This is a genomic window from Cohnella hashimotonis, from assembly GCF_030014955.1.
In the GTDB taxonomy this organism is placed as follows: Bacteria; Bacillota; Bacilli; order Paenibacillales; family Paenibacillaceae; genus Cohnella; species Cohnella hashimotonis.
This window is the reverse complement of the sequence record NZ_JAGRPV010000001.1, coordinates 4,735,793-4,756,870: the sequence shown is the minus strand read 5'-3', so window position 1 is coordinate 4,756,870 and position 21,078 is coordinate 4,735,793. Positions and strand designations below refer to the sequence as shown.

General features: G+C 52.8%; 12 protein-coding genes and 1 pseudogene. 12 read left to right on the top strand and 1 reads right to left on the bottom strand.

The annotated features are described in order from the left end of the window. Nucleotides 1-3: 3 nt before the first annotated feature. Complete coding sequence (locus tag KB449_RS36540; RefSeq protein WP_282909907.1) at nt 4-1,671, bottom strand: sensor histidine kinase; 1,668 nt, start codon at nt 1,669-1,671, stop codon at nt 4-6. A 178-nt stretch (nt 1,672-1,849) separates the two neighbouring features. Here KB449_RS36540 and KB449_RS19180 point away from each other — a divergent pair, with 178 nt between their 5' ends. From KB449_RS19180 to KB449_RS19125, 12 genes and pseudogenes are all read left to right on the top strand, one after another. After that, nucleotides 1,850-2,779: an ABC transporter permease gene (locus tag KB449_RS19180; protein ID WP_286672226.1), complete on the top strand. Its 930-nt coding sequence runs from the start codon at nt 1,850-1,852 to the stop codon at nt 2,777-2,779. A gap of 24 nt (nt 2,780-2,803) precedes the next feature. Then, nucleotides 2,804-3,670 (top strand): carbohydrate ABC transporter permease, encoded by an 867-nt coding sequence (locus KB449_RS19175; protein WP_282912857.1) that lies wholly within the window; start codon nt 2,804-2,806, stop codon nt 3,668-3,670. 36 nt (nt 3,671-3,706) lie between these two features. Beyond that, nucleotides 3,707-5,434 (top strand): type 2 periplasmic-binding domain-containing protein, encoded by a 1,728-nt coding sequence (locus KB449_RS19170; RefSeq protein WP_282909906.1) that lies wholly within the window; start codon nt 3,707-3,709, stop codon nt 5,432-5,434. 189 nt (nt 5,435-5,623) lie between these two features. Continuing rightward, nucleotides 5,624-7,240 carry an MDR family MFS transporter gene (locus KB449_RS19165; RefSeq protein ID WP_350356231.1) on the top strand — a complete coding sequence of 539 codons (1,617 nt, stop codon included), beginning with the start codon at nt 5,624-5,626 and terminating at the stop codon, nt 7,238-7,240. 837 nt (nt 7,241-8,077) lie between these two features. After that, nucleotides 8,078-9,439, top strand: coding sequence for an MFS transporter (locus KB449_RS19160; protein WP_282909905.1), 1,362 nt, complete (start codon nt 8,078-8,080; stop codon nt 9,437-9,439). Between the two features lie 13 nt (nt 9,440-9,452). Further along, nucleotides 9,453-10,193 carry a helix-turn-helix domain-containing protein gene (locus KB449_RS19155; protein WP_282909904.1) on the top strand — a complete coding sequence of 247 codons (741 nt, stop codon included), beginning with the start codon at nt 9,453-9,455 and terminating at the stop codon, nt 10,191-10,193. 128 nt (nt 10,194-10,321) lie between these two features. Continuing rightward, nucleotides 10,322-13,144 (top strand): alpha-L-rhamnosidase, encoded by a 2,823-nt coding sequence (locus KB449_RS19150; protein WP_282909903.1) that lies wholly within the window; start codon nt 10,322-10,324, stop codon nt 13,142-13,144. 16 nt (nt 13,145-13,160) lie between these two features. Continuing rightward, on the top strand, nt 13,161-14,156 hold the full coding sequence (locus KB449_RS19145) for an alpha/beta hydrolase (protein ID WP_282909902.1): 996 nt from the start codon (nt 13,161-13,163) through the stop codon (nt 14,154-14,156). 18 nt (nt 14,157-14,174) lie between these two features. Further along, nucleotides 14,175-16,430: pseudogene (locus KB449_RS19140) on the top strand (beta-glucosidase); the annotation flags it as partial. Between the two features lie 42 nt (nt 16,431-16,472). Further along, entirely contained in the window at nt 16,473-17,486 is a 1,014-nt protein-coding gene (locus KB449_RS19135; RefSeq protein ID WP_350356276.1) for an SDR family NAD(P)-dependent oxidoreductase, read from the top strand. 195 nt (nt 17,487-17,681) lie between these two features. Then, nucleotides 17,682-19,406: a sensor histidine kinase gene (locus tag KB449_RS19130; RefSeq protein WP_282909901.1), complete on the top strand. Its 1,725-nt coding sequence runs from the start codon at nt 17,682-17,684 to the stop codon at nt 19,404-19,406. Then, entirely contained in the window at nt 19,381-20,997 is a 1,617-nt protein-coding gene (locus tag KB449_RS19125) for a response regulator transcription factor (protein WP_282909900.1), read from the top strand. The genes KB449_RS19130 and KB449_RS19125 overlap by 26 nt, the downstream gene beginning before the upstream one ends. Nucleotides 20,998-21,078 lie beyond the last annotated feature (81 nt).

The window sequence follows — 21,078 nt, the reverse complement described above, 5'->3', positions numbered from 1 at the left end:
TCGTTATTCCTCCTTACTCGGCGAAGCCTTCCAATGCAAGACGACCGCTAATCCGCCTTCCGACCGAGGCTCGATCTCCATGCCGGAAGGCGAGTCGAAGTGAACGCTCATTCGCTGAGCGACATTCCATAGTGCGCGACCCATCGAATCGTCGGGCGGCAAGCGCAGTCGTCCGAGCAACTCCTGGATCTCCTCTTCCGACATCCCTTTGCCGTCGTCTGCCACCCGCAGCTCGAATTCACCGTCTTTTGCGCTTCCGGTTACGGTCACGAGGCCGGCGTTTTTTTTGTTCTCGATGCCGTGAATGACGGAGTTTTCCACCAATGGTTGCAGCAGCAGCTTGGGTATCCGCAGCCGCAGCATGGATTCCGGTATGTCGATCTCGTACCGCAGACGATCCATCCGAAGACTTTGAATTTCCAGATAGTTGCGCACGACGCCGAGCTCCTTTTCGAGCGTCGTCACCGGCTCGTCCAGCCGGGTCGAATAGCGGAAGTATTCGGCAAGGTTTTTGGTCATGGCTGTTACAGCTTCGTCATTCCCGAGCCGGTTCATATTATTGATGAAGAACAGGCAATTGTACAAAAAGTGAGGATTGATCTGCGCCTGAAGCTGCTTGACCATGGCTTCGCGCGAAGCAATCTTCTCTTTATACACTTTCTCGATCAACGCTTCGATTTGGGCAGTCATATCATTAAAATTTTCGTACAGGAAGTCGAACTCGTTGTTGCTGACTCGCTTGATTCGGTAAGAGAAGTCGCCGTGCTTGAGCAGCCGAACGCCCTTGAGCAGCGTCACGATCGGAATCTGAACCTTGCGGTAGAGAAACACGGCGATGAGAACGCCGGCGAGAAACAGCGCAACGCAAGCGGCATAGAAAAAGTTTTTCGTCTTAACGATAGGCTGAAGCGCTTCATCAGACGGTACAAAGTCGATTAGATACCAGCCCAGCGATTCTGACAGCAAATAATTTACCATGTAAGGCGTGCCGTCGAGATTGACGGTGAAGGTGCCTTCAGACCCTGATAGCGTCAGCTTATTCAGAATTTTACCGATTCGAGACGCATCCGCTCCATTGTTGGCGATGATCGGATTGCCGGGTTTATAGAAGAACGGATCGTTATGCGCCACGGTCGCTTGATCGAGCATTTGCTGAATGTTTTCCCGAGGAAAGGAAACCTGTATCGTATAGCCGTTATGAATACGGTAGGACAAAAAGGTCTGCTTGGTTTCATCCAGCATCCACTTGTCCTCTGCGGCCCGATCTGGAGCTCCTTGCGGCGTCGGGGAGGAACCGATCCATTGTTTGAGCACGGTCGAATAGATAGCGATGCGATTGCTCCAGCCTTCGGAGAAGCTTTGCAAGTTCATTTTATCCGTCAATTCTCGAATGAGCTTGACCTGGTCGTAGCTGTCCATGAGCTCGATCGACGGCAGCAGACTGAGCTTCGAATCGGCTTCAAGCGCGATGCCGAGCATATCCAGCTGCCTGACGCTATGATCCAGATTGTTCGCGACGAACCGAATCCGGTTCAAGTTGTTGGTCTGGATATCTTCCTTGACGGTAGACAGGCTGGTATTAATCGTAAAGGTATACATGACGATGACGATCGTTGTCGTGAGCGCCAGAAGCAGCAGCACGCTGTAGAACGTTCTGTATTGTTTGAGCACGTTGCGCATCCTCGAATTCATGGGGTGTAGGAGCTTGATACGATTATAAATCAAAATGAGTGGAAGAAGGGAAGATGTTAAGATCGCGTTATCCTTCCTTTAAATCGCACTATATCGCCCGCTTGGCCTCGGTCTTACAATGAAGGCATCTCGTCAGTCAGGTCATCAGGAGGTTATTATGGATACGGTAAAAGCCATAAAAAAGAAAGAAAAAATCGTAAGGCGCAAAGACAGCTGGCAGCTCTATTTGATGCTTCTGCCAGCACTGGCGCTCGCATTCGTTTTCGTCTACATTCCGATCGGCGGTATCGTCATGGCCTTTCAGGAGTACAAGCCTTATCTGGGCATCACCGGCTCCAAGTGGGTCGGATGGGATCAATTCCGCTTCATGTTCGAATATCCGGACAGCGTTCAGGTGTTTTGGAATACGTTGCGGATCGCGCTGCTAAAGTTGTTGTTCGGCACCGTCTCGACGCTTTCCTTTGCCTTGTTGATCAATGAAGTTCGTAAAAAGTTTCTGCGCAGCACCGTCCAGACATTCGTTTTTCTGCCGCACTTTCTGTCTTGGGTCGTGCTTGGCGGCATCTTCTTGGAAATCCTCGATCCGGCTAACGGACTGGTCAACGAAGCGCTCAAAGCGATGGGCTTCAAGCCGATTTTCTTCCTTGGAGAAAACAATTGGTTTGTCTTTACCGTAGTCGCGAGCGATGTCTGGAAAGAGTTCGGTTACGGTTCGATCGTATTCCTGGCCGCACTGGCCGGCATTAATCCCGCGCTGTACGAGGCGGCACAGTTGGATGGCGCGGGCCGTTGGAAGCAAACGCTGCATATCACGCTGCCGTCGATTGTGCCGACGATTGCCGTCGTACTTACGCTGTCCATCAGCCAAGTGCTGAACGCGGGCTTCGATCAGATTTTTAACTTGTACAATCCGTTGGTTTACGGCAAGGGAGATATTATCGACACTTTTGTGTATCGTATAGGACTTGTAGACGGCAATTATAGCTTCTCCACCGCAGTAGGCCTCTTCAAGTCCATCGTCAGTCTCATCCTTATTCTCGGCGCATATCGGATCGCGTATAAGGTTGCCGACTACAAAATCTTCTAAAGGAGTGGATTTCTCTTGCAACCGATGACTGCCGCCGAACGCGGATTCCAGTTTTTCAATCAAATTTTGATGGTGCTGCTGGCGTTGATTTGTCTCGTTCCGCTATTGCACGTGCTAGCGATTTCTCTTAGTTCGAGCCCCGCGGTCATGTCCAATCAGGTGACGTTCTGGCCGATCGGACTGAACTTTAATTCTTACGTGAAGGCACTGGAAAATCCGACGTTTCTGCCCGCGCTCGGCTTGTCGGCGGAACGCACGATCCTAAGCCTGGCCATCAGTCTGTTGGTGAACTGTCTGGCTGCCTACGTTCTTTCAAAGGGAGGCGGTCGCGACGGAATCGCCGGTTATTCCGGTTTCGTCGGATTTTTTATCGTAGCGATGTTGTTCAACGGCGGTATGATACCCACCTATTTGCTCGTGACGAATATCGGGCTTTACAATACGATCTGGGCGCTTGTTCTGCCCGGCGCCGTCAACGTTTTTTATCTGATCCTCATCATGAATTTTTTTAAGGCGCTTCCGAAGGAGCTGGAAGAGGCGGCTTTTATGGATGGAGCCAACCACTGGCAAGTATTCGCAAGGATGTTCTTGCCGTTATCGTTGCCGGTGCTCGCGACCGTAGGCTTGTTCATGGTCGTCAACGACTGGAATGAATGGTTTATGGGTTCGATTTATATGAAGGGAGATAACGTTCCTCTCAGCACTTTGCTGAAATCGATCATCTCTGTACCGGTCGTTGATGCATCTAACGCCAATGAAGTGGCTAAGCTGAATAACCGATCGATTCGCGCGGCTCAGGTACTTATCGGAGCATTGCCGATTCTGCTCATCTATCCTGTTCTTCAGCGTTTCTTTACACAAGGCATCGTTATCGGAGCGGTCAAGGAGTAAGCGAATTTCACGCCAGGTCATAGGGGGCACATCGGAATGAGTAACAAAGTCAAGGCCGCTGTCGCATTGCTCGCGGTATCCGTCGGGGTCGCATCGCTTACCGCATGCAGCTCGAACAACAACAACGCGCAGTCGTCGCCTGACGCATCCTCCGCTTCAAGCGAAAGTCCCGCGCTTAATATCGTAAACGGCAAGATCGATCATACGGTGACGATCACGACCGTTCGCGGCGAAGACCCGACTGCCAAGTTCAAGAACGGCGAGACCTATGCGGACAATGTCCATACACGCTGGGCAAAAGATACGCTAGGCGTCGATATGGAGACGCTCTGGACCTCGCCAACCGGCGACGGATCGTACGACACGAAGCTGAAGCTTATGCTCTCGTCCGGAGACAAGCTCCCCGATGTTTTCGTCTCCACGCAGCAAGCGACGACAAATATGTTCATCGAATCAGGCAAAGTGATGGACGTGTCGGAAGCGTTCGAGAAGTATGCTTCAGCGAGTTGGAAGGCGGCGGTCGGCGAGTCGCCTACGGCTTGGCAGCCTTTCATGAAGGACGGCAAAAAATACGCGATCCCCGTGATTCGTCAAAACATGGGTACGCAATCTCCGCTATGGATTCGTCAAGACTGGTTAACGAAGCTCAACCTGCAGGCGCCGAAGACGCTGGACGAACTTGAGAAAGTCATGGACGCCTTCGCGAATCAGGATCCGGACGGCAACGGCAAAAAGGATACTTTGGCGCTGGACTTCGCGATGAAGGATGCGTTTCTCGGGTATCCGATCGGGGATTCCTCCTGGATCTTCGGTATGTTCGGGGCGATACCGGAGCGGTGGTATCCGGGAGCGGATGGCAAGCTCCAGTACGGATCGGTGCAACCAGGCGTAAAGAACGCGCTTGTGAAGATCAAAGAATGGAAAGACAAGGGCTATGTCGCGACAGATATTGCGCTCCACGATTTTAATAAGGTGTCGGAAAATGTGGCGGCCGGCAAGGTCGGTATCCTGGGCGGCGAGAACTGGCTTATGGTTTACCCCGGATCGCTCATGCTCGGTTCGAATCCTACGGCCATGTATGTGCCTTATGCGTTGCCGACGGGAGAGGGCGGCCAGAAAACGCTTCGCACGATCGGAGCGCCATATACGAGCGCGATTCTGATCAGCAAAGACATTTCAGACGAAGCGCTCCAAGCGTTTTTCCATTACCAGAACACGATGTTTTCCGCTTATAAAAGCGACGATCCGTTCCTTTTCAAAGGATTCCAGGAAGGCTACGATTATGTCATCAAGGACGGCAAAGCCGACATGAGCGAGCAGGACATACCGGGCGGTAAGGTGTCCACCATGAAATATACTTTGACAGGCGCGGCTTCGATTTATCCGTCGAAGACGCTCGCTACTGACATCAAGATAGCAAATGGCGAGGCGTTGACAGGCTCTGATCTCGCTTCGATGGCAACGACGGGCATCATCGGCGTCGACGCGACGAATCCGCTGGAGAAGATCACCAGACAAGCCACCGTGGTCGCAATGGGACAAAAGGAAGCAGACGTGCCCGAGTACTTCCTCGGACCGACAACGGATACGATGTCCTCACGCAACGAGTTGCTCAAGAAGATGCAAATGGATACGTTCACGAATATCATATACGGCAAGTCATCGCCGGACGAATTCGATTCGTTCGTGAAGAAGTGGAAGTCCTCGGGCGGCGACGATATTACGAAAGAAGTCAACGAATGGTACGATTCGGTAAAGCATTAACAAATTAGGAAAAGAAACGGCTTCGGTGCAAACCGGAGCCGTTTGAATTTTTATAGAAGCAGACGGCACATCGATTATGGCACGATCCCACATATCGTTCCGTCAGCAGTCTTGTTACTTTAGAAGCAGATTACAACGATCGATGAAATCATCGTCAGATACGTTCTTCATGACTGGAGTGGCTGAACAATGGAAAAAGCAATAGAAGAAACAGACCTTTCCCGAGTGTATGGTAAGCGGGGACTTCTGATCTCAGGTCTCGTCATTGCCATGTTGTTCGCGGCGTTGGACGGAACAATTGTGGGGACGGCCATGCCGAGGATTATAGGCGATCTTGGCGGGCTAGGTCTCATGGTTTGGCTGACGACTGCCTACATGTTGAGCTCGACGATAATCATTCCGGTCGCCGGCAAACTGTCGGATTTACTCGGCCGTAAGACTGTATATCTTTCCGGTTTACTAATCTTTATCGTGGGCTCGGTATTATGCGGCATGGCGCATTCTATGGTCGAACTGATCATATACCGTGCCGTTCAAGGAATTGGCGGCGGCGTCATGATGCCGCTTGCAATGATCATTGTTGGAGACGTATACACCGGAACGGAGCGTGCCAAGTGGCAGGGAGTATTCGGGGGTCTGTTCGGCTTGTCGAGCGTAATCGGACCATTGGTGGGAGGGTGGATCGTCGATTATGCCAGTTGGCGCTGGGTGTTTTATATCAATTTGCCGTTCGGTGTCGCGGCCGTCATATTACTTGCGTTGGGACTTCCCAAACATCTAAAGACCGGGAAGGTCAATATTGACTTAGCCGGGATCGTGACCATGTCGATCGGCGTGATGGGGTTGCTTCTGGCATTGACTTTCGGCGGTAAAGAGTTAGCCTGGTCTTCCTGGCAGATGATCGGTCTTCTCTCCTTATCTCTCTTGTTTTTAGGCTTGTTCGTATGGACCGAGACGAAGGCTAGTGAACCGATTGTTCCCATGCATTTCTTTAAAGACCGTGCATTTACGGTAATCAACGGTATCGGTTTTTTCATGAGCATCGGCATGTTCGGCGCCATGATGTTCGTCCCTCTTTTCCTGCAAGGGATAAAGGGAGTAAGTCCATCGGATTCCGGCACCGTATTGATGCCCTTGATGATAACGATGATTGCTGCCAGCATGGTCAGTTCGTTATTTATACAAAAGCTGGGAGTGAGGCGGCAGTTGGCCTCAGGAATGTTGATTATGGCGATCGGCTTCATTCTGATGATGGCCATGGGCGAGGATACTTCCAATTTAACAGTTGCGGCTAATATGTTGCTCTTAGGTTTCGGAATGGGGCTTGTCATGCCCGTATTGACCGTTGCGCTCCAGGAGAGTTATCCGGATTCAGAGCTTGGCGTAGTGACGTCCTCTAGCACCTTCTTCAGGCAAATCGGCGGTACGTTCGGCATGACGATTCTAGGCGTTATTATGAACATAAAATCGAGCGAAGATCTGAAGACGACTTTGGTTCCACAGCTGCAACAACTTCCGCCCGCGATGGATGAATGGATAGTCAGTATGACGGCTCTCGCCGAACATGATCCCCAGCAGCTGTTTTCCAGTTTACTTAGCCCGAATACTTTATCTCAATTGCCTCCAGCGATCATTTCGGATATTGTACCTCTGTTGAAAATACTGCTCGTTGATGCTTTGCATACCGTGTTCCTTTGGGGTGCATTATTAGTCCTTATCGGATTCTTCCTGACACCTTTGACCGGAAAAATCAAGATCAAGACGCATGCAAGGATGAAAGAACGGAGCAATATATCACTACACTAGTTGACTAGCTTTCTTTCCATCCTAATCGTTAATACAGATTAAGATCGCGTTCCAAGTCAAGTGGAAGCATTCGAAGGAGAAGTACGGTTCACGGGGACAGGGAATCCTTTCAAGCTGAACGCTTGGGATGGAACGGTATGCCCGATAGTCGCGGTTCATACAGGCTCCGGACAAACGACGGCAAAGCTGCGACTCGCTCCGAACGGAACGGCTTTGATCGCGGTTGCCGATGAATGGACAGGAGCGCTTGAGCGTGAGGAAAATCGCGATATGATTGCGCGATTTCCGATGCCGTTATTTTAGAGATGGGTGAGGTGTCCGATACGTTCAGGGTCTTCGTTAACGGCCAAGAGCTCCACCGTGTCGATCAGATCGGCCGCCGTATCCCTATCGGAGAATACTTGCGCTATGAAGAAGACAACGAGCTAGAGGTCGAAGTGGCGACGACGCTGAACAATGCGCTAAGCGTCTTCGATCCTAACCGGCAACCGCTAGATTGCGGCTTGATTGGTCCCGTTGGAGTCGTGATTGGGGAGAGAGCGGAATAAAGGGCGTCGGCTAGATCTTCACCCAGCGTTACAAGACGAGCATGGCAATATGAAGCTGAAGTATACGACCGACGGTCTTCATCTATCCAGCGGGTAGACGATAAATGACGAAAAGGGAGGCCGACCCAAAATGTCGGCCTCTTTGCGTTTCGGTTTTCTTTCACAGTACGCCTCCAAGTTAAGATCGAACTACGCCATCTTTAAAATGCGTTATATAGCTCCTTCGAAGCCTTCGGTAAACTTTAATTAAGCGAACGCGTATCTTTATTGCACGGAGGAGGAGCTTGGAGTGGACAGAGAGCTATCGAACAAAACGCTGGCCGGCGATGCGGCAGGGCAGTTTGCCCTTAATATCAGCTCGGGGCTTCTTGGCATCATTACTTATTATTATACGGACATCGTCGGCGTGTCGGCAGGAATCGTCGGCACTATCATGCTGATGACCAAAGCGATCGATGCTTTCGCGGACGTGGGCATGGGCGTACTCGTCGATCGAACGCGGTCTAAGCACGGCCAAGCGAGGCCATGGCTATTGTGGATGATGGGACCTTTGCTGCTCTCTATCCTGCTGTTGTTTTCGGTTCCTGATATCGGACACGATGCCAAAATCGTTTATGCGGTAGCAACGAATATCCTATTCTTCGTCTTTGTTTACACCCCTCTCTCGATTCCTTATGTGAGCTTGATGGCCTTGACGACCCGAAGCCCTGTCGATCGCGGCCTGATGGGCGCTTATCGGGCAGGCTTCGGTTATTTGGCGGGCATGCTCGTAGCGGTCGGCTTCGTTCCGATCGTCAACGCAATGGGGGGAGGCAGACACGAGTGGACGCTCCTTGCGGCTATTTTCGGGGCATTGGCCGCTCTAGGCGTCTACATCGCATTCAAGTCAACGAAGGAGAAGTACAATACGCAAGCACTTAAAGATAGCGGCGAAGTTAAAAAAACGTTGTCGCTTGGCGCTTCATTTAGACTTTTGTTTACGAATCGGTACTGGCTGATTATTTTTAGCGCCGGATTGTTGTCCCAGATTTTGTTCGGATTGTCGGCAACCTCGGGCATGTACTACGCGAAGTATGTCTGGGGGGATGTCAATCTGGTCAGCATCATGGGAGGCATCGGCCTGATACCCGTAGCGGTCGTGTTTCTCGCCTCAGGCCCGCTCATGAAGCGAATCGGCAAGCGCAATACCGCGATTCTGGGGCTTATCATCGGATCGTTTGGCATCGCGATTCGAATGTTCGATCCGGACAGCGTTACGCTTGGCTTGATCGGCTCTCTCGTTCAAGCGTTCGGTCTCATTCCGTTGATGATCGTGCTCGGACCGATGAACGCCGATACGATCGAATATGGCGAATGGAAGCATGGACAACGGATCGTCGGTTTGACGAACAGCGTGAACGGCTTCGGAGGCAAGATCGGGGCCGCTCTGGGCACGGCTGTGATCGGGTGGATGCTTGCCTGGGGGCATTATGTGGAAGGCGCCACCGTCCAAGGACAAGCTGCGAAGCAAATGATAATCGCTTTTAACTTATACATTCCACTCGTCATCTATGTGGCGATTGCCGTTCTCTTGTTCTTTTTCTCTTTGGAAAAACAATATACGCGTATTTTGGACGATCTGGAGCGTCGCAAGGGCACTATCGGTTTATGAAGGAGACGATCTCATGGACAAGGCGTTTCTTGAACTGGCGGTCAGGAATATCGAGATTTTTTTTGCGACTGAAGGGTGCGGCAAACTCGTTTACGGCGATAAAACCATCCGGCTAGAGCAAGGCGATTTGGTCCTTCTTCCGATCGGCGAGGACATAGAAGTAAATAGGGGAGCAGCAGCAAGCCCATCCTTACGAATGGCCTATCGCAAGTTCCATGCGAATCACCTCGGAATGGCGGCGCCCATTTTACCTATGAGATGGAAAGTATTTCCCCGGCATGTTGAAGAGTTCGAGCGGCTTCTGTGCGGTTTGCCGGAAAGAGGGAATCCAGATTCGGAATCCGACGGTATCTCGGCCGGCTGGGAAGGCTTTATGAATTGGATGCTCATGGAGCCTGAAAAGTCTGAGCTTAGGCCGTTTGAAGCGGAGGATTCTCCGATTCGGCAAGCGTTGTCGATCATGAGCTGTCGATTTATGAATTCGTTATCCGTGCCGGAGATCAGCCGTCGCGTGGCGATGAGCACGCGGCATTTTCAACGGGTTTTCAAGTCGTTTACGGGCAGATCGTTCGTGCAGCTGTTGCAAGAAATTCGGATTCGGCATAGCTGCGGCCTGCTTCAGTATACGCGATTAAGCGTTCAGGCCGTGGCGGAAACCGTCGGCATTTCCGATATGTATTCGTTCTATCGGTTGTTTCGCAGTCATTGCGGCATGACGCCGGCCGCGTTCCGGTTAAGGAACCAGGCGTTGTGAAAATGGCGCGATTTCACATCGTTTTCTTTGATTGAAGATGGTACTTTGAAAGGGAACTTCAGGATCGGATAAGGTTCGCTTACCTGCTCTCCTAAAGAAAATAGGATTAACGGAAAGGAATTTTCGAGATGATCATAACGAGACTTAAAACCAATCGCGTGGTTGAGCCTTTGGGATTTACGCTCGGAGAGCACCCGAGATTGTCCTACGTCGTCGAGGACACAACTGCGAAGAAGCAAACGGCCGCCCGTTACGAGGTGGCGCTGGATACGGCGTTCGCAAACGTTATTTATGATAGCGGCAAGCGCGCCGACATTGACAGCCTCGCTTTCGAGTTGCCGATCGAGCTCCAGCCGAGAACGCGTTATTACTGGCGAGTAGAAGTTTGGGCGGATAATGGAGAGCATGCGGCCAGCGAGCCCGCTTGGTTCGAGACTGCGAAGTTAGACGAGCCGTGGCAAGCCAAGTGGATCGTCCCCGACATGGACAAGGATCATCTTCCGGTTATGGGCAAATCCTTTAGCCTGGCTGCTCCCGTCGCGTCCGCGCGCGCATACGTCTGCGGTCTGGGATTGTACGAGCTGCAAATGAACGGCGTTAAAGCCGGTAACGAATATTTGACGCCGCATTTCAACGCTTATCAAAAGTGGCTGCAATACCAAACCTATGACGTGACGGCGCTGCTCAAGGAAGGCGATAACCGGATCGAAATCAGCCTAGGTAATGGGTTGTACAAAGGCCGCTTCGGATTTGAAGGGAATAACGCTGAATTGTACGGAAGCGAGTTCGCTCTCCTGTGCGAGATTCGCGTCGAGTATGCTGACGGATCGAGCGAAGTTTTGAAGTCAGATACGGATTGGACGGCGACGAAGAGTCGTGTCATAAGCGGCAATCTGTACGACGGCGAAGAATACGACGCTACGCTCGAGACGAAGGAAACCTATCCCGTTCGCGAAGGCGATCTCGGGTACGATCGACTTACGGCAAGACTCAGCTTGCCGATCGTCGTCAAGGAAGAACTGAAGCCGATTGAGGTCATACGTACCCCGGCCGGCGAAACCGTACTCGACATGGGACAGAACATGGTCGGATGGCTGCGTTTCAAGACCCGAGCTCCTAAGGGAACGGTTATTTTGCTTCAGCATGGCGAAGTGTTGCAGGACGGGAATTTCTATCGCGACAACCTCCGCACGGCAAAAGCGGAATACAGGTATACGGCTGACGGAACGGAAACGGTCGTTCGTCCGTTTTTCACTTTTTTCGGATTCCGTTACGTGAAGGTTGAAGGTTGGGCAGGTCCGATTGATCCGAATGACTTCACAGGGTGCGTTCTCTACTCCGATCTCGAACAGACCGGCAGCTTCGAGACGAACAATCCGCTCGTGAACCGGTTGTTCCTGAACGCGTTGTGGGGTCAAAAGGGCAACTTCCTGGACGTCCCGACGGATTGCCCGCAGCGGGACGAGAAGATGGGATGGACAGGGGACGCCCAAGTGTTCTCCGGGACCGCATGCTTCAATATGGATTCGTTCGCCTTTTACAAAAAGTACGGCTACGACATGGGGAAAGAACAGGAGGACCGCGGCGGCATGGTTCCGATGGTCGTGCCCGCGGCGAACGTCCAGGGCGGGGGATCCAGCGCATGGGCTGACGCGGCTACGATTATTCCGTGGAATGCTTACCTCCACTATGGAGATAAGTCGATTTTGGAACAGCAGTTCGAGAGCATGAAGGGCTGGGTCGATTTCATCATCCGCGCCGACGAAGGATCCGGCGGCCGAAGACTATGGACGGTCGGCTTTCACTTCGGAGACTGGCTCGCGCTGGACGGCAGCAATCCTGACTCCCCGATGGGCGGCACGGATACGGAATTCATCGCTTCGGCGTACTATTGCTACTCGTCGGGCCTGGTGGCGAAAGCAGCGAGGGTGCTTGGAAGAGAAGAAGAAGCCGACTACTACGCAAAAATCTCGGCGGAAGTCAAAGCGGCTATCGAAGATGAATTCTTCTCGAAAAACGGCCGCCTGGCGCTTGATAACCAGACCGCTTATGCCGTTGCGCTGTACATGGACCTGGTACCGGAGCCGTTTAAGGCCAGAGTCATCGGCGGATTAGTGAAGCGACTTAAGATCGATCGCAATCACTTGCGGACAGGCTTTGTCGGGACGCCTTACCTGAACTTCGCCCTCTCGGACAACGGTTATGAAGAGCTTGGTTATACGCTTCTTCTGAACGACGATTACCCTAGCTGGTTGTACGCCGTTAAGCTGGGAGCCACGACCATCTGGGAGCGGTGGAATTCGATTCTTCCGGACGGCAAGATTAGCGGCACAGGCATGAACTCGCTTAATCATTATGCCTACGGCGCGATCGCTGAATGGATGTACCGCGCGATCGCGGGCATCAATCCTGTCGAAGAAGCGCCCGGTTTCCGGAGGGCGGAGCTTGCTCCGAAGCCCGACTACCGTCTGCAGTGGGCGAAGGCGAAGGTCGATACCGCAGTCGGCACGTACACGAGCGAATGGCGGTTCGATGGCGAGGGGCGTCTGGAATTTGCCTTCGAGATCCCGTTCCATGCGACTGCGCGGGTAAGATTGCCTCGCGCGGAAGCGGTATCGCTATCGATTGACGGACCGGCCGACGCCTCGTCGGCGCTTCAAGACGAAGAGGATACGCTGCTCGAGCTGGAGAGCGGAAGCTATATAATTCGGTATATGCCTACCAGGAGCTACATCAAACGCTTAAGCACCTATTTGCCTTTGGCTGACTTGATTGCGAACGAAGGTGCGCGAGAATTGATCGCGCAATTGGCTCCGCAGGGGATCGATCTGAATCCGGATGCGTTGCGGGCGATGATCGGCGATGCCTCGCCGCGCGAATTAGCCGTCTATTATCCGATGGATGCGGACTTCCTTGATGATCTAGATGCCAAGCTAAAAGCGCTGAGCTAAAGGAGCGAAGTGCTTCATGAAGCATTTTACGTTAAATCTGACGAATTCGGGCGTCACGTTGACCGCTTATTTGCTTGACGAGTCGGCTGAAATGCCGAATGTCGCCGTCCGTCCCGCGATTCTAATCTGTCCCGGAGGCGGATACAGGGGCTGTTCCGACCGCGAAGCCGAGCCGATCGCGATGGCGTTTCTCGCTGAAGGCTATAATGCCTTTGTCCTGCGTTACTCTTTAAACGAGAATGCGGCATTTCCTCGCCCGCTGAACGATGCAGAGGAGGCGATTGAACGAATCCGCTCGAACAGCGGGGAGTGGGGCGTCGATCCTGAACGTGTGGCGGCTTGCGGATTTTCCGCCGGCGGACATCTAGCCGCCGCCCTCGGAACGATGGGAAGCATGCGACCGAATGCGCTCATACTCGGTTACCCGTGCATCCTGTCGTCCATGAGCGGCATTCTTCCGGCTCCGATTCCGGATGTTAGCCAGGCGGTTGACGGGTTGACGCCTCCGACTTTCCTGTTCCATACGTACTCGGATTCGCTCGTCCCTGTCAACAACGCTTTGGCGTTTGCTTCCGCCTTGGAGCACGCGAAGGTCCCGTTTGAGATGCACGTTTTCCAGAACGGCGCACATGGCTTGTCCTTGGCCAAGGCATCGACATCCGGCGGATCGAGGTACATGAAGGACACGGATGCGGCCAAATGGTTTGCGCTCTGCATCGCCTGGCTGAAGAACGTCTTCCAAGATTTCGCCGCGGATCGTGAGGGGGCTTGGGACGTCCCAGTCGATTCCTTCGGCGTAGACGTGACGCTGGGCGTGCTGTGGAAAAACGCAGCATGCAAACGACTAATTCTTGAGCGGCTCCCGATTTTGCAAGAGAGTCCTCAGCTTGAGGATGCAATGGGCGTCCCGCTTCGTTTGGTCGTCGAATTCGGCGGCGGCCTGCTAACCGGCCAACAACTTGACGAGCTTGATGCGGATCTGCGGGAAGTACCCGTCGACATCAAGGCTTAAAAAAGGAGCGAACGCACGATGAGTAATCGATCCATGCGTGATATTGTCTCGCAGCTAACGTTGGAGGAGAAGGCCGGACTTTGCTCCGGGTCAAGCTTCTGGATGACGCAAGCGGTCGAGAGACTGGGCATTCCGTCCATTATGCTGACGGACGGACCGCATGGCCTGCGCAAGCAGGCCGGCGACGCGGATCATCTCGGTCTGAATGAGAGCGTACCCGCAACTTGCTTCCCATCTGCGGTGGGGATGGCCAGCTCTTGGAATCGGGATCTGGTCCGCCGTATCGGCGTAGCGCTCGGCGAAGAGTGCCAGGCGGAAGGCGTAGGGGTGCTGCTGGGCCCGGGCGCCAACATTAAGCGTTCGCCGCTATGCGGGCGTAACTTTGAATATTTCTCCGAAGATCCTTATTTGACGGGCGAGATGGCAGCCGCGCATATCGAAGGCGTGCAGAGCCAGGGCGTCGGAACTTCCCTCAAGCACTTTGCCGTGAACAACCAGGAGCATCGCCGGATGACGACGGATGCCGTCGTTGATGAGCGGACACTGCGCGAGGTTTATCTTACCGGCTTTGAGAATGCGGTGAAACAATCGCAGCCTTGGACCGTGATGTCCGCGTACAACAAGCTGAACGGAACGTACTGCTCCGAAAACGAGACGCTGCTGACCCGGATTCTGAAGGAAGAGTGGGGACATGCCGGCATCGTTGTCTCGGACTGGGGCGCCGTCAACGAAGCGGTGGCGAGCGTAGCCGCAGGCATGGAACTTGAGATGCCCTCCAGCCATGGCGAAGGGGCTCGCAAGATCGTTGATGCGGTTCGAAGCGGCGCATTGCCGGAAGAAACGCTGAATCGTTCGGTCGAGAGACTGCTTACGGTCGTCTTCAAAGCGGTCGACAACCAGAAAACGGACGCTTCGTATGACCATGAAGAACATCATCGACTGGCGCGCGCAGCGGCAAGAGAGACGATGGTGCTGCTGAAAAACGAAACGAAACTGCTGCCCCTCCCGAAAAGCGGCAAACTCGCCGTTATCGGAACCTTGGCCGCCAAAGTACGCTATCAGGGGGGAGGAAGCTCCCATATCAACCCGACGAAGCTTGACGATATTTTAACGGAGTTCCGTATTTCGGCCCCTGCGGCGGAGATCGGTTATGCACCGGGCTATCTGCTTGAAAACGACGAGAATGAAATGTCGCTCCTTGAAGAGGCGAAGAAGCTCGCAGCCAATTCCGAAGCGGCGGTGCTGTTCGTCGGTCTTCCTGACCGATACGAGTCGGAAGGCTACGATCGGACGCATCTGAATTTGCCGGGCAACCAAATCCGTCTGATCGAAGAAGTCGCTGCAGTTCAGCCGAACGTCGCAGTCGTATTAAGCAACGGCGCCCCGGTCGTCATGCCTTGGCTCGGCAGCGTGAAGGCGGTATTGGAAGCTTATCTTGGCGGACAGGCCGCAGGGGGAGCGATCTCAGACCTGCTGTTCGGCGACGCGAATCCGAGCGGCAAGCTGGCCGAGACTTTCCCGGCGAGCCTGAAGCACAATCCATCGCATCCTTACTTCCCTGGGGAAGGCGATCGCGTGGAATACCGGGAAGGCATCTTCGTCGGCTATCGTTACTTTGACGCGAAAGACATCGAACCGCTGTTTCCATTCGGCTTCGGGCTCAGCTATACCACCTTCGAATATGCCGATATCGAGATGGACCGAAGCGAGATGACTGACGAAGACACCGTTCAGGTATCTGTCCGGGTTACGAATACGGGAGAGAGATATGGGCAAGAAATCGTACAGCTCTACGTTCGGGATGTAGAATCTTCTGTTCTGCGCCCGGAGCGGGAGCTGAAAGGGTTCGCCAAAGTTGCGCTTCAGCCAGGCGAAACCACTGTATTAAAGTTCGAGCTGAATAAACGCAGCTTTGCGTTCTACGACGCTGGTCTGAAGGATTGGCATGTCGAGACGGGCGTATTCGAGATCGGCATCGGCAGTTCATCCCGCGATATCAGGCAGAAGACGTCCTTGAACGTGACCTCGACGAACGTGATCGTTCCGCGCTTCCACCGCAACACGACGCTCGGCGAGCTGATGAGCAACCCGGCTACCGTCCCGATACTGGCGCAGCTTCAGCGCATGGCGCCCACGTCCGATGCGCAATCGGAAGCCGTAAATGCCGACATGATGATGGCGATGATGCGTTACATGCCGCTTCGGGCGCTGCTTCCGTTCACGGGCGGCGCGATGACGGAGGAGCATCTGACAGGGCTTCTGGAGCAATTAAATGCCGCCGTGCAGGCGGATTCCAAGATAACGGAGGGACTTCACATGGCTTATGGCGGAAAATCTAAAATCGGCGAACTGCTTGCGAATGAATCGACAAAAAAGATACTGGAAAAACATTTGCCGGGAATATCCACAAACCCGATGATTGAAATGGCAAAAGGGTTCACCCTTGCGCAGCTTGGGGCGCTTCCTCAAGCCGGTATTGCTGCGGATACGCTGGCCGCTCTGATAGCCGACCTGGGAGGAGCTTCGCCTGTGGAAGCGACTGCTCCGGCACCAAAAGCAGACATTCTCGCAAAGCCTTCTGGCGCGCAGGTCGCAGTCGTCACGGGAGCGGGAAGCGGCATCGGCCGCGCATCTTCGCTCAAGCTGTCCGAGGCCGGCTTCAAGATCGTCGCGGTCGACTTTAACGCGTCGACGGGTGAAGAAACGCTTAGGCTCCTGCGCGAGCAGGGAGGGGAAGGTATCTTCGTTCAAGCCGACGTCTCAAAGGAAGAAGACGTCGAGCGTTACGTCAAAGCAGCAACGGACGAGTATGGCCGAATCGACGCCTTTTTCAACAACGCCGGCGTGCTGCAGAAATTTAAGCTTCTGGAGAACCTGGAAGCGTCCGAGTTCGATCGAATTTTGAATGTAAACGTACGAGGCACCTTTCTCGGTTTGAAGCATGTATTAAAAGTTATGCATGCGCAGGGCTACGGTTCGATTATTAATACCGCTTCCACAGCCGGACTCCGCGCGGAGCATAGCATGTCGGCTTACACGGCGAGCAAGCATGCGGTCATCGGACTCACGAAGGCAGCGGCGATCGAATACGTAAAAAAAGGCATTCGCGTCAACGCGATCTGCCCGGGCGGCGTAGATACGGCGCTTACGCAGGCAGTTCCGACCATGATGCAGGAGTCCGGGTACGTCCCGGAGGAGTTCCCGAACATGCGGATAGGGCGCTTTGCAGATCCTACCGAACTCGCGGAGATGGTCGTATTTCTTGCAGGTCACGGCTCGAGCTACATGACGGGCTCGGTTATCGCCGTTGATGGAGGACTTACGCTGTAATTTAACAATTAGAAAATGACTGCCGAATGTACGAAATGGCTCAACCTGTAGAAACTCAGTTGCAGCTCAAAGAACGTTATGTTAACATAATCGCGATTCATGTATGAGAATTTCCAGGTTCTTTTCCAGACACGGGCACCTTGCCTGTGTCTTTCGCGTTGCAGGAGGACCTTAAGCGTTGGGGGCTGTCATTTAATGTTGGGAATCAAACGGAAATGGTATCAAATGAGCCTAACCAAAAAGCTGGTCTTCTTTTATCTCCCTTTTTTCATTCTTCCTTCCGTTATGGGGCTTGCTCTGCTGGCCAAAAATTACAATACGGTAACGCGGGAAAATGCAAAAGCATATTCCGATACAATCGTAAGCTTGACCGTCGACAAGCTCGATGCGGCCATCGAAAGTTATAACAAGCTTAGTCTGCAATTACTGACGTCATCCGAGATTACTTCTCTTCTTACCACTCCGACCGCCAATGAGTTTGAAAGACTGGAAATTCAACGCAAGCTGGAAAAAGCCGCTACGCCAATAATAGGCGGAATAGATAGCCGAAAAATCATGGCTTGCGTGTTTGAGGTTAAGAGCGGCGTTTACGCCATCGGCAAACAACCTGAATCCGGATTGACGGCTGCCGATCGGCAAGCAATCGAGCAACAGAACGGCGCGCCTTATTGGGCATCCTCTCCGGCCGAATCGGAAGGTGGAGCTAGTGACGATGTATTCAGGCTAAGCCGCGTGATGAAGGATGATAACTTTCGTCCGATCGGAATTTTTTACTTTGTCGTTAACAGGGATGTTTTCAAAGACATTTTGAGTTCCGCTATGGCCGGTCCGAATACTTATTTTGAATTGACCGGCGTCCAGGGCCGTTTGTTGGGCGAACCGGCAGATCAGACTGCGTCCTTCTCTCGCGCTTTGCGGACCGGAGAAACGCTGGCACACAACGGTTGGACGTTGACGGCAACCTTCGCGCTGTCCACTTTGTATGCGACGATGTATCGGATGAGCATCTTTGCCGTCTGGTTGGCGTTGATCTGCGTGGCGCTCGGTTTAATCGCTTCTCAGGTCGTTAGGTCCGACCTGGCGGTGCCGATCGTCAAGCTCATGGCGAATATGAAGCAGGGGTTACGTGGAGGACCGCCCCACGCGCTGCGCAAAATTAAAGGCGCACGCGAGATTCGAGAACTGAACGACACTTTTATATCCGTAATGTACGAGATTCATAATTTAATCGCCGAGGTGAAAAAAAGCGAGGAGCGAAAGCGGGATGCCCAGCTCCAAGTCCTCCAGCATCAGCTGTCTCCTCACTTTTTGTACAATACGCTCAATTCTATACGCTGGATGGCGATGATACGAAAACAGGATCACATCAGGGATATGGTCGATGCGCTTAGCCATCTGCTTCGTTATACCATTCGGGATACGAACGAGTTGGTTTCCTTGGAGGACGAGGTGGCCATCATGAAGGATTTTGTAAAGATTCAGCAGGTACGCTATCAAAACTTCTCGTTCATCGTAGATGTGCCCGAAGCTCTGCTGAGCAGAAGGATGCTCAAGCTTCTGCTTCAACCGCTCTTGGAAAACGCGATCGTGCACGGACTGTCGTCCATCGGCCATGCCGGCGAGATACGACTGATCGCTTCAGAAGAAAAAAAGATGCTTCGCATAAAAATCGTGGACAACGGGGCAGGAATAGAGGCAGAACGTCTCGAACAGATCAGCATTAACCTTCGGCAAGGCATTCAAGGCCGACACATCGGCATTTCAAACGTCAAAGAGAGAATCGAGCTTCACTACGGGTTTCCCTACGGGCTGGAAATTTCAAGTCGTCCGGGGGGCGGGACGGCTGTCGAGGTAAGACTTCCTCTCCTGGAAAGCGAGGCGGATGCGTCGAATGTTGAAAATAGCGATCGTGGACGATGAATCGCTTGTTCGCGTCGGATTTCAGACGATTATCGACTGGACGGCAAACGGCTATGAGGTGCAGGGGGTTTATCGAAACGGCAAAGAAGCATGGGAGGCCTTTAGCGCATCAGACTTTCCCGATGTTCTGTTGACCGATATCCGAATGCCCGAAATGGACGGGCTGGAATTGATCGACAATATACGAAAACAAGACGCTGACATGATTATATTGATATTAAGCAGCTTTGAGGAAATTGAATACTATCGCAAGTCGATTCAATTGGGCGTTCAAGATTATATACCCAAGCATCTGTTTGATCCCGATGAGTTGATCGCGACGCTTAGCCGGTTAACGAAGAAAAAAGCGGCTGCCGCAACCCATGTGCAACAAGACCGAACGGAAGCCATGATGGCTGAAACACAACGGCTCATCATAAGCTCAAGGGCGCTTCCGGGCGTTATACCGCTGGCCGGATCGACCTTAAAATCCGAATATCCGCAAATCGCAGAACGAATGGGGAACCGCGGGAACGTATACTGGGTTGCGGTTCGGGATGTGCCCGACGAACATCCCTATATGGACTCGGATATTTCGGCCATGCGGTTTCTTCTTCACGATCTCATGAACCGGACGGAGTACGTGATTCCGCTCGGCACGGACCGCTCTGTCTTTTACGGCTTGCTTATCGTACCGGCAGGCGCGGAAGCGAGCGAAGAAGCCGGATTCGAGCAAGGGATGCATAATCTCGTTAAAGAGTGGATCGATACCGTCAAACAAAATCTAGCGATATCCGTGGCGGTTGGCTTGTCGTTACCAGGCGTTTTTGAAGATAGCAAAATGTTGCGTTGCGAAGCCGAGCGGACGCTTGACGTCGCATTTTACGAGGGACCGGGTATTTATCGATTCCAGCACGGTATGTCTTTGGACGGGCAAACGATAGGTACGCCTACCTGGTTGACATGGCAGGACGAGATCCTGTCGTTCGTTAGAAGCCGACCGGCGCCAGCCATGGGGGAGCGGCTGGATTCGCTTAAAGAACGGATGATCATGCAATGTTCGCCCGAAGAGGCGATTCGTATCGCCAAGTGGATCTTCAAGGCATACATGCACGAACGTGCCGAAGATGAGTTCCATCTTGTAGAGGGTGAATCGGACCCTAACCCCAGGCGCGCGGCGTTCGAATCGACGAATTACTTTCGTTCTTGGGCAGAGCTCGAGACGATGCTTCTGCAAGCGATCGAGGAGTATGAGTTGCTTGCCAAAAAAAGAAGCAATCCTTGGCTTCAACCTATCCTAACATTTATCGAAGAACGCTTTTCAGACAACATTCGTCTTGAGGATGCGGCATCGATCGCGGGTCTCAATGTGAATTATTTTAGTCATCGTTTCAGTCAGGAAGCAGGGATGACGTTTCTCGAATTTTTAACCCGGCTTCGCGTGCGCAAAGCGATGGGGCTCATGAAAAACGAGCGTCTATCGGCCGAAGAAGCGGCATCCCGGGTCGGATATACGAATGCGAACTACTTCGTGAAGGTATTTAAAAAAATTACGGGAATCACGATATCCGAATTTAAAAACGCCGGATACAACGAAAAAAATAGAACATAAATCGAATAAAATGGAATCAAAGCCCGCGAATGGTGATTCGCGGGCTATTTGAATGGATTCGGTCCCAAAAAGACGAATAAA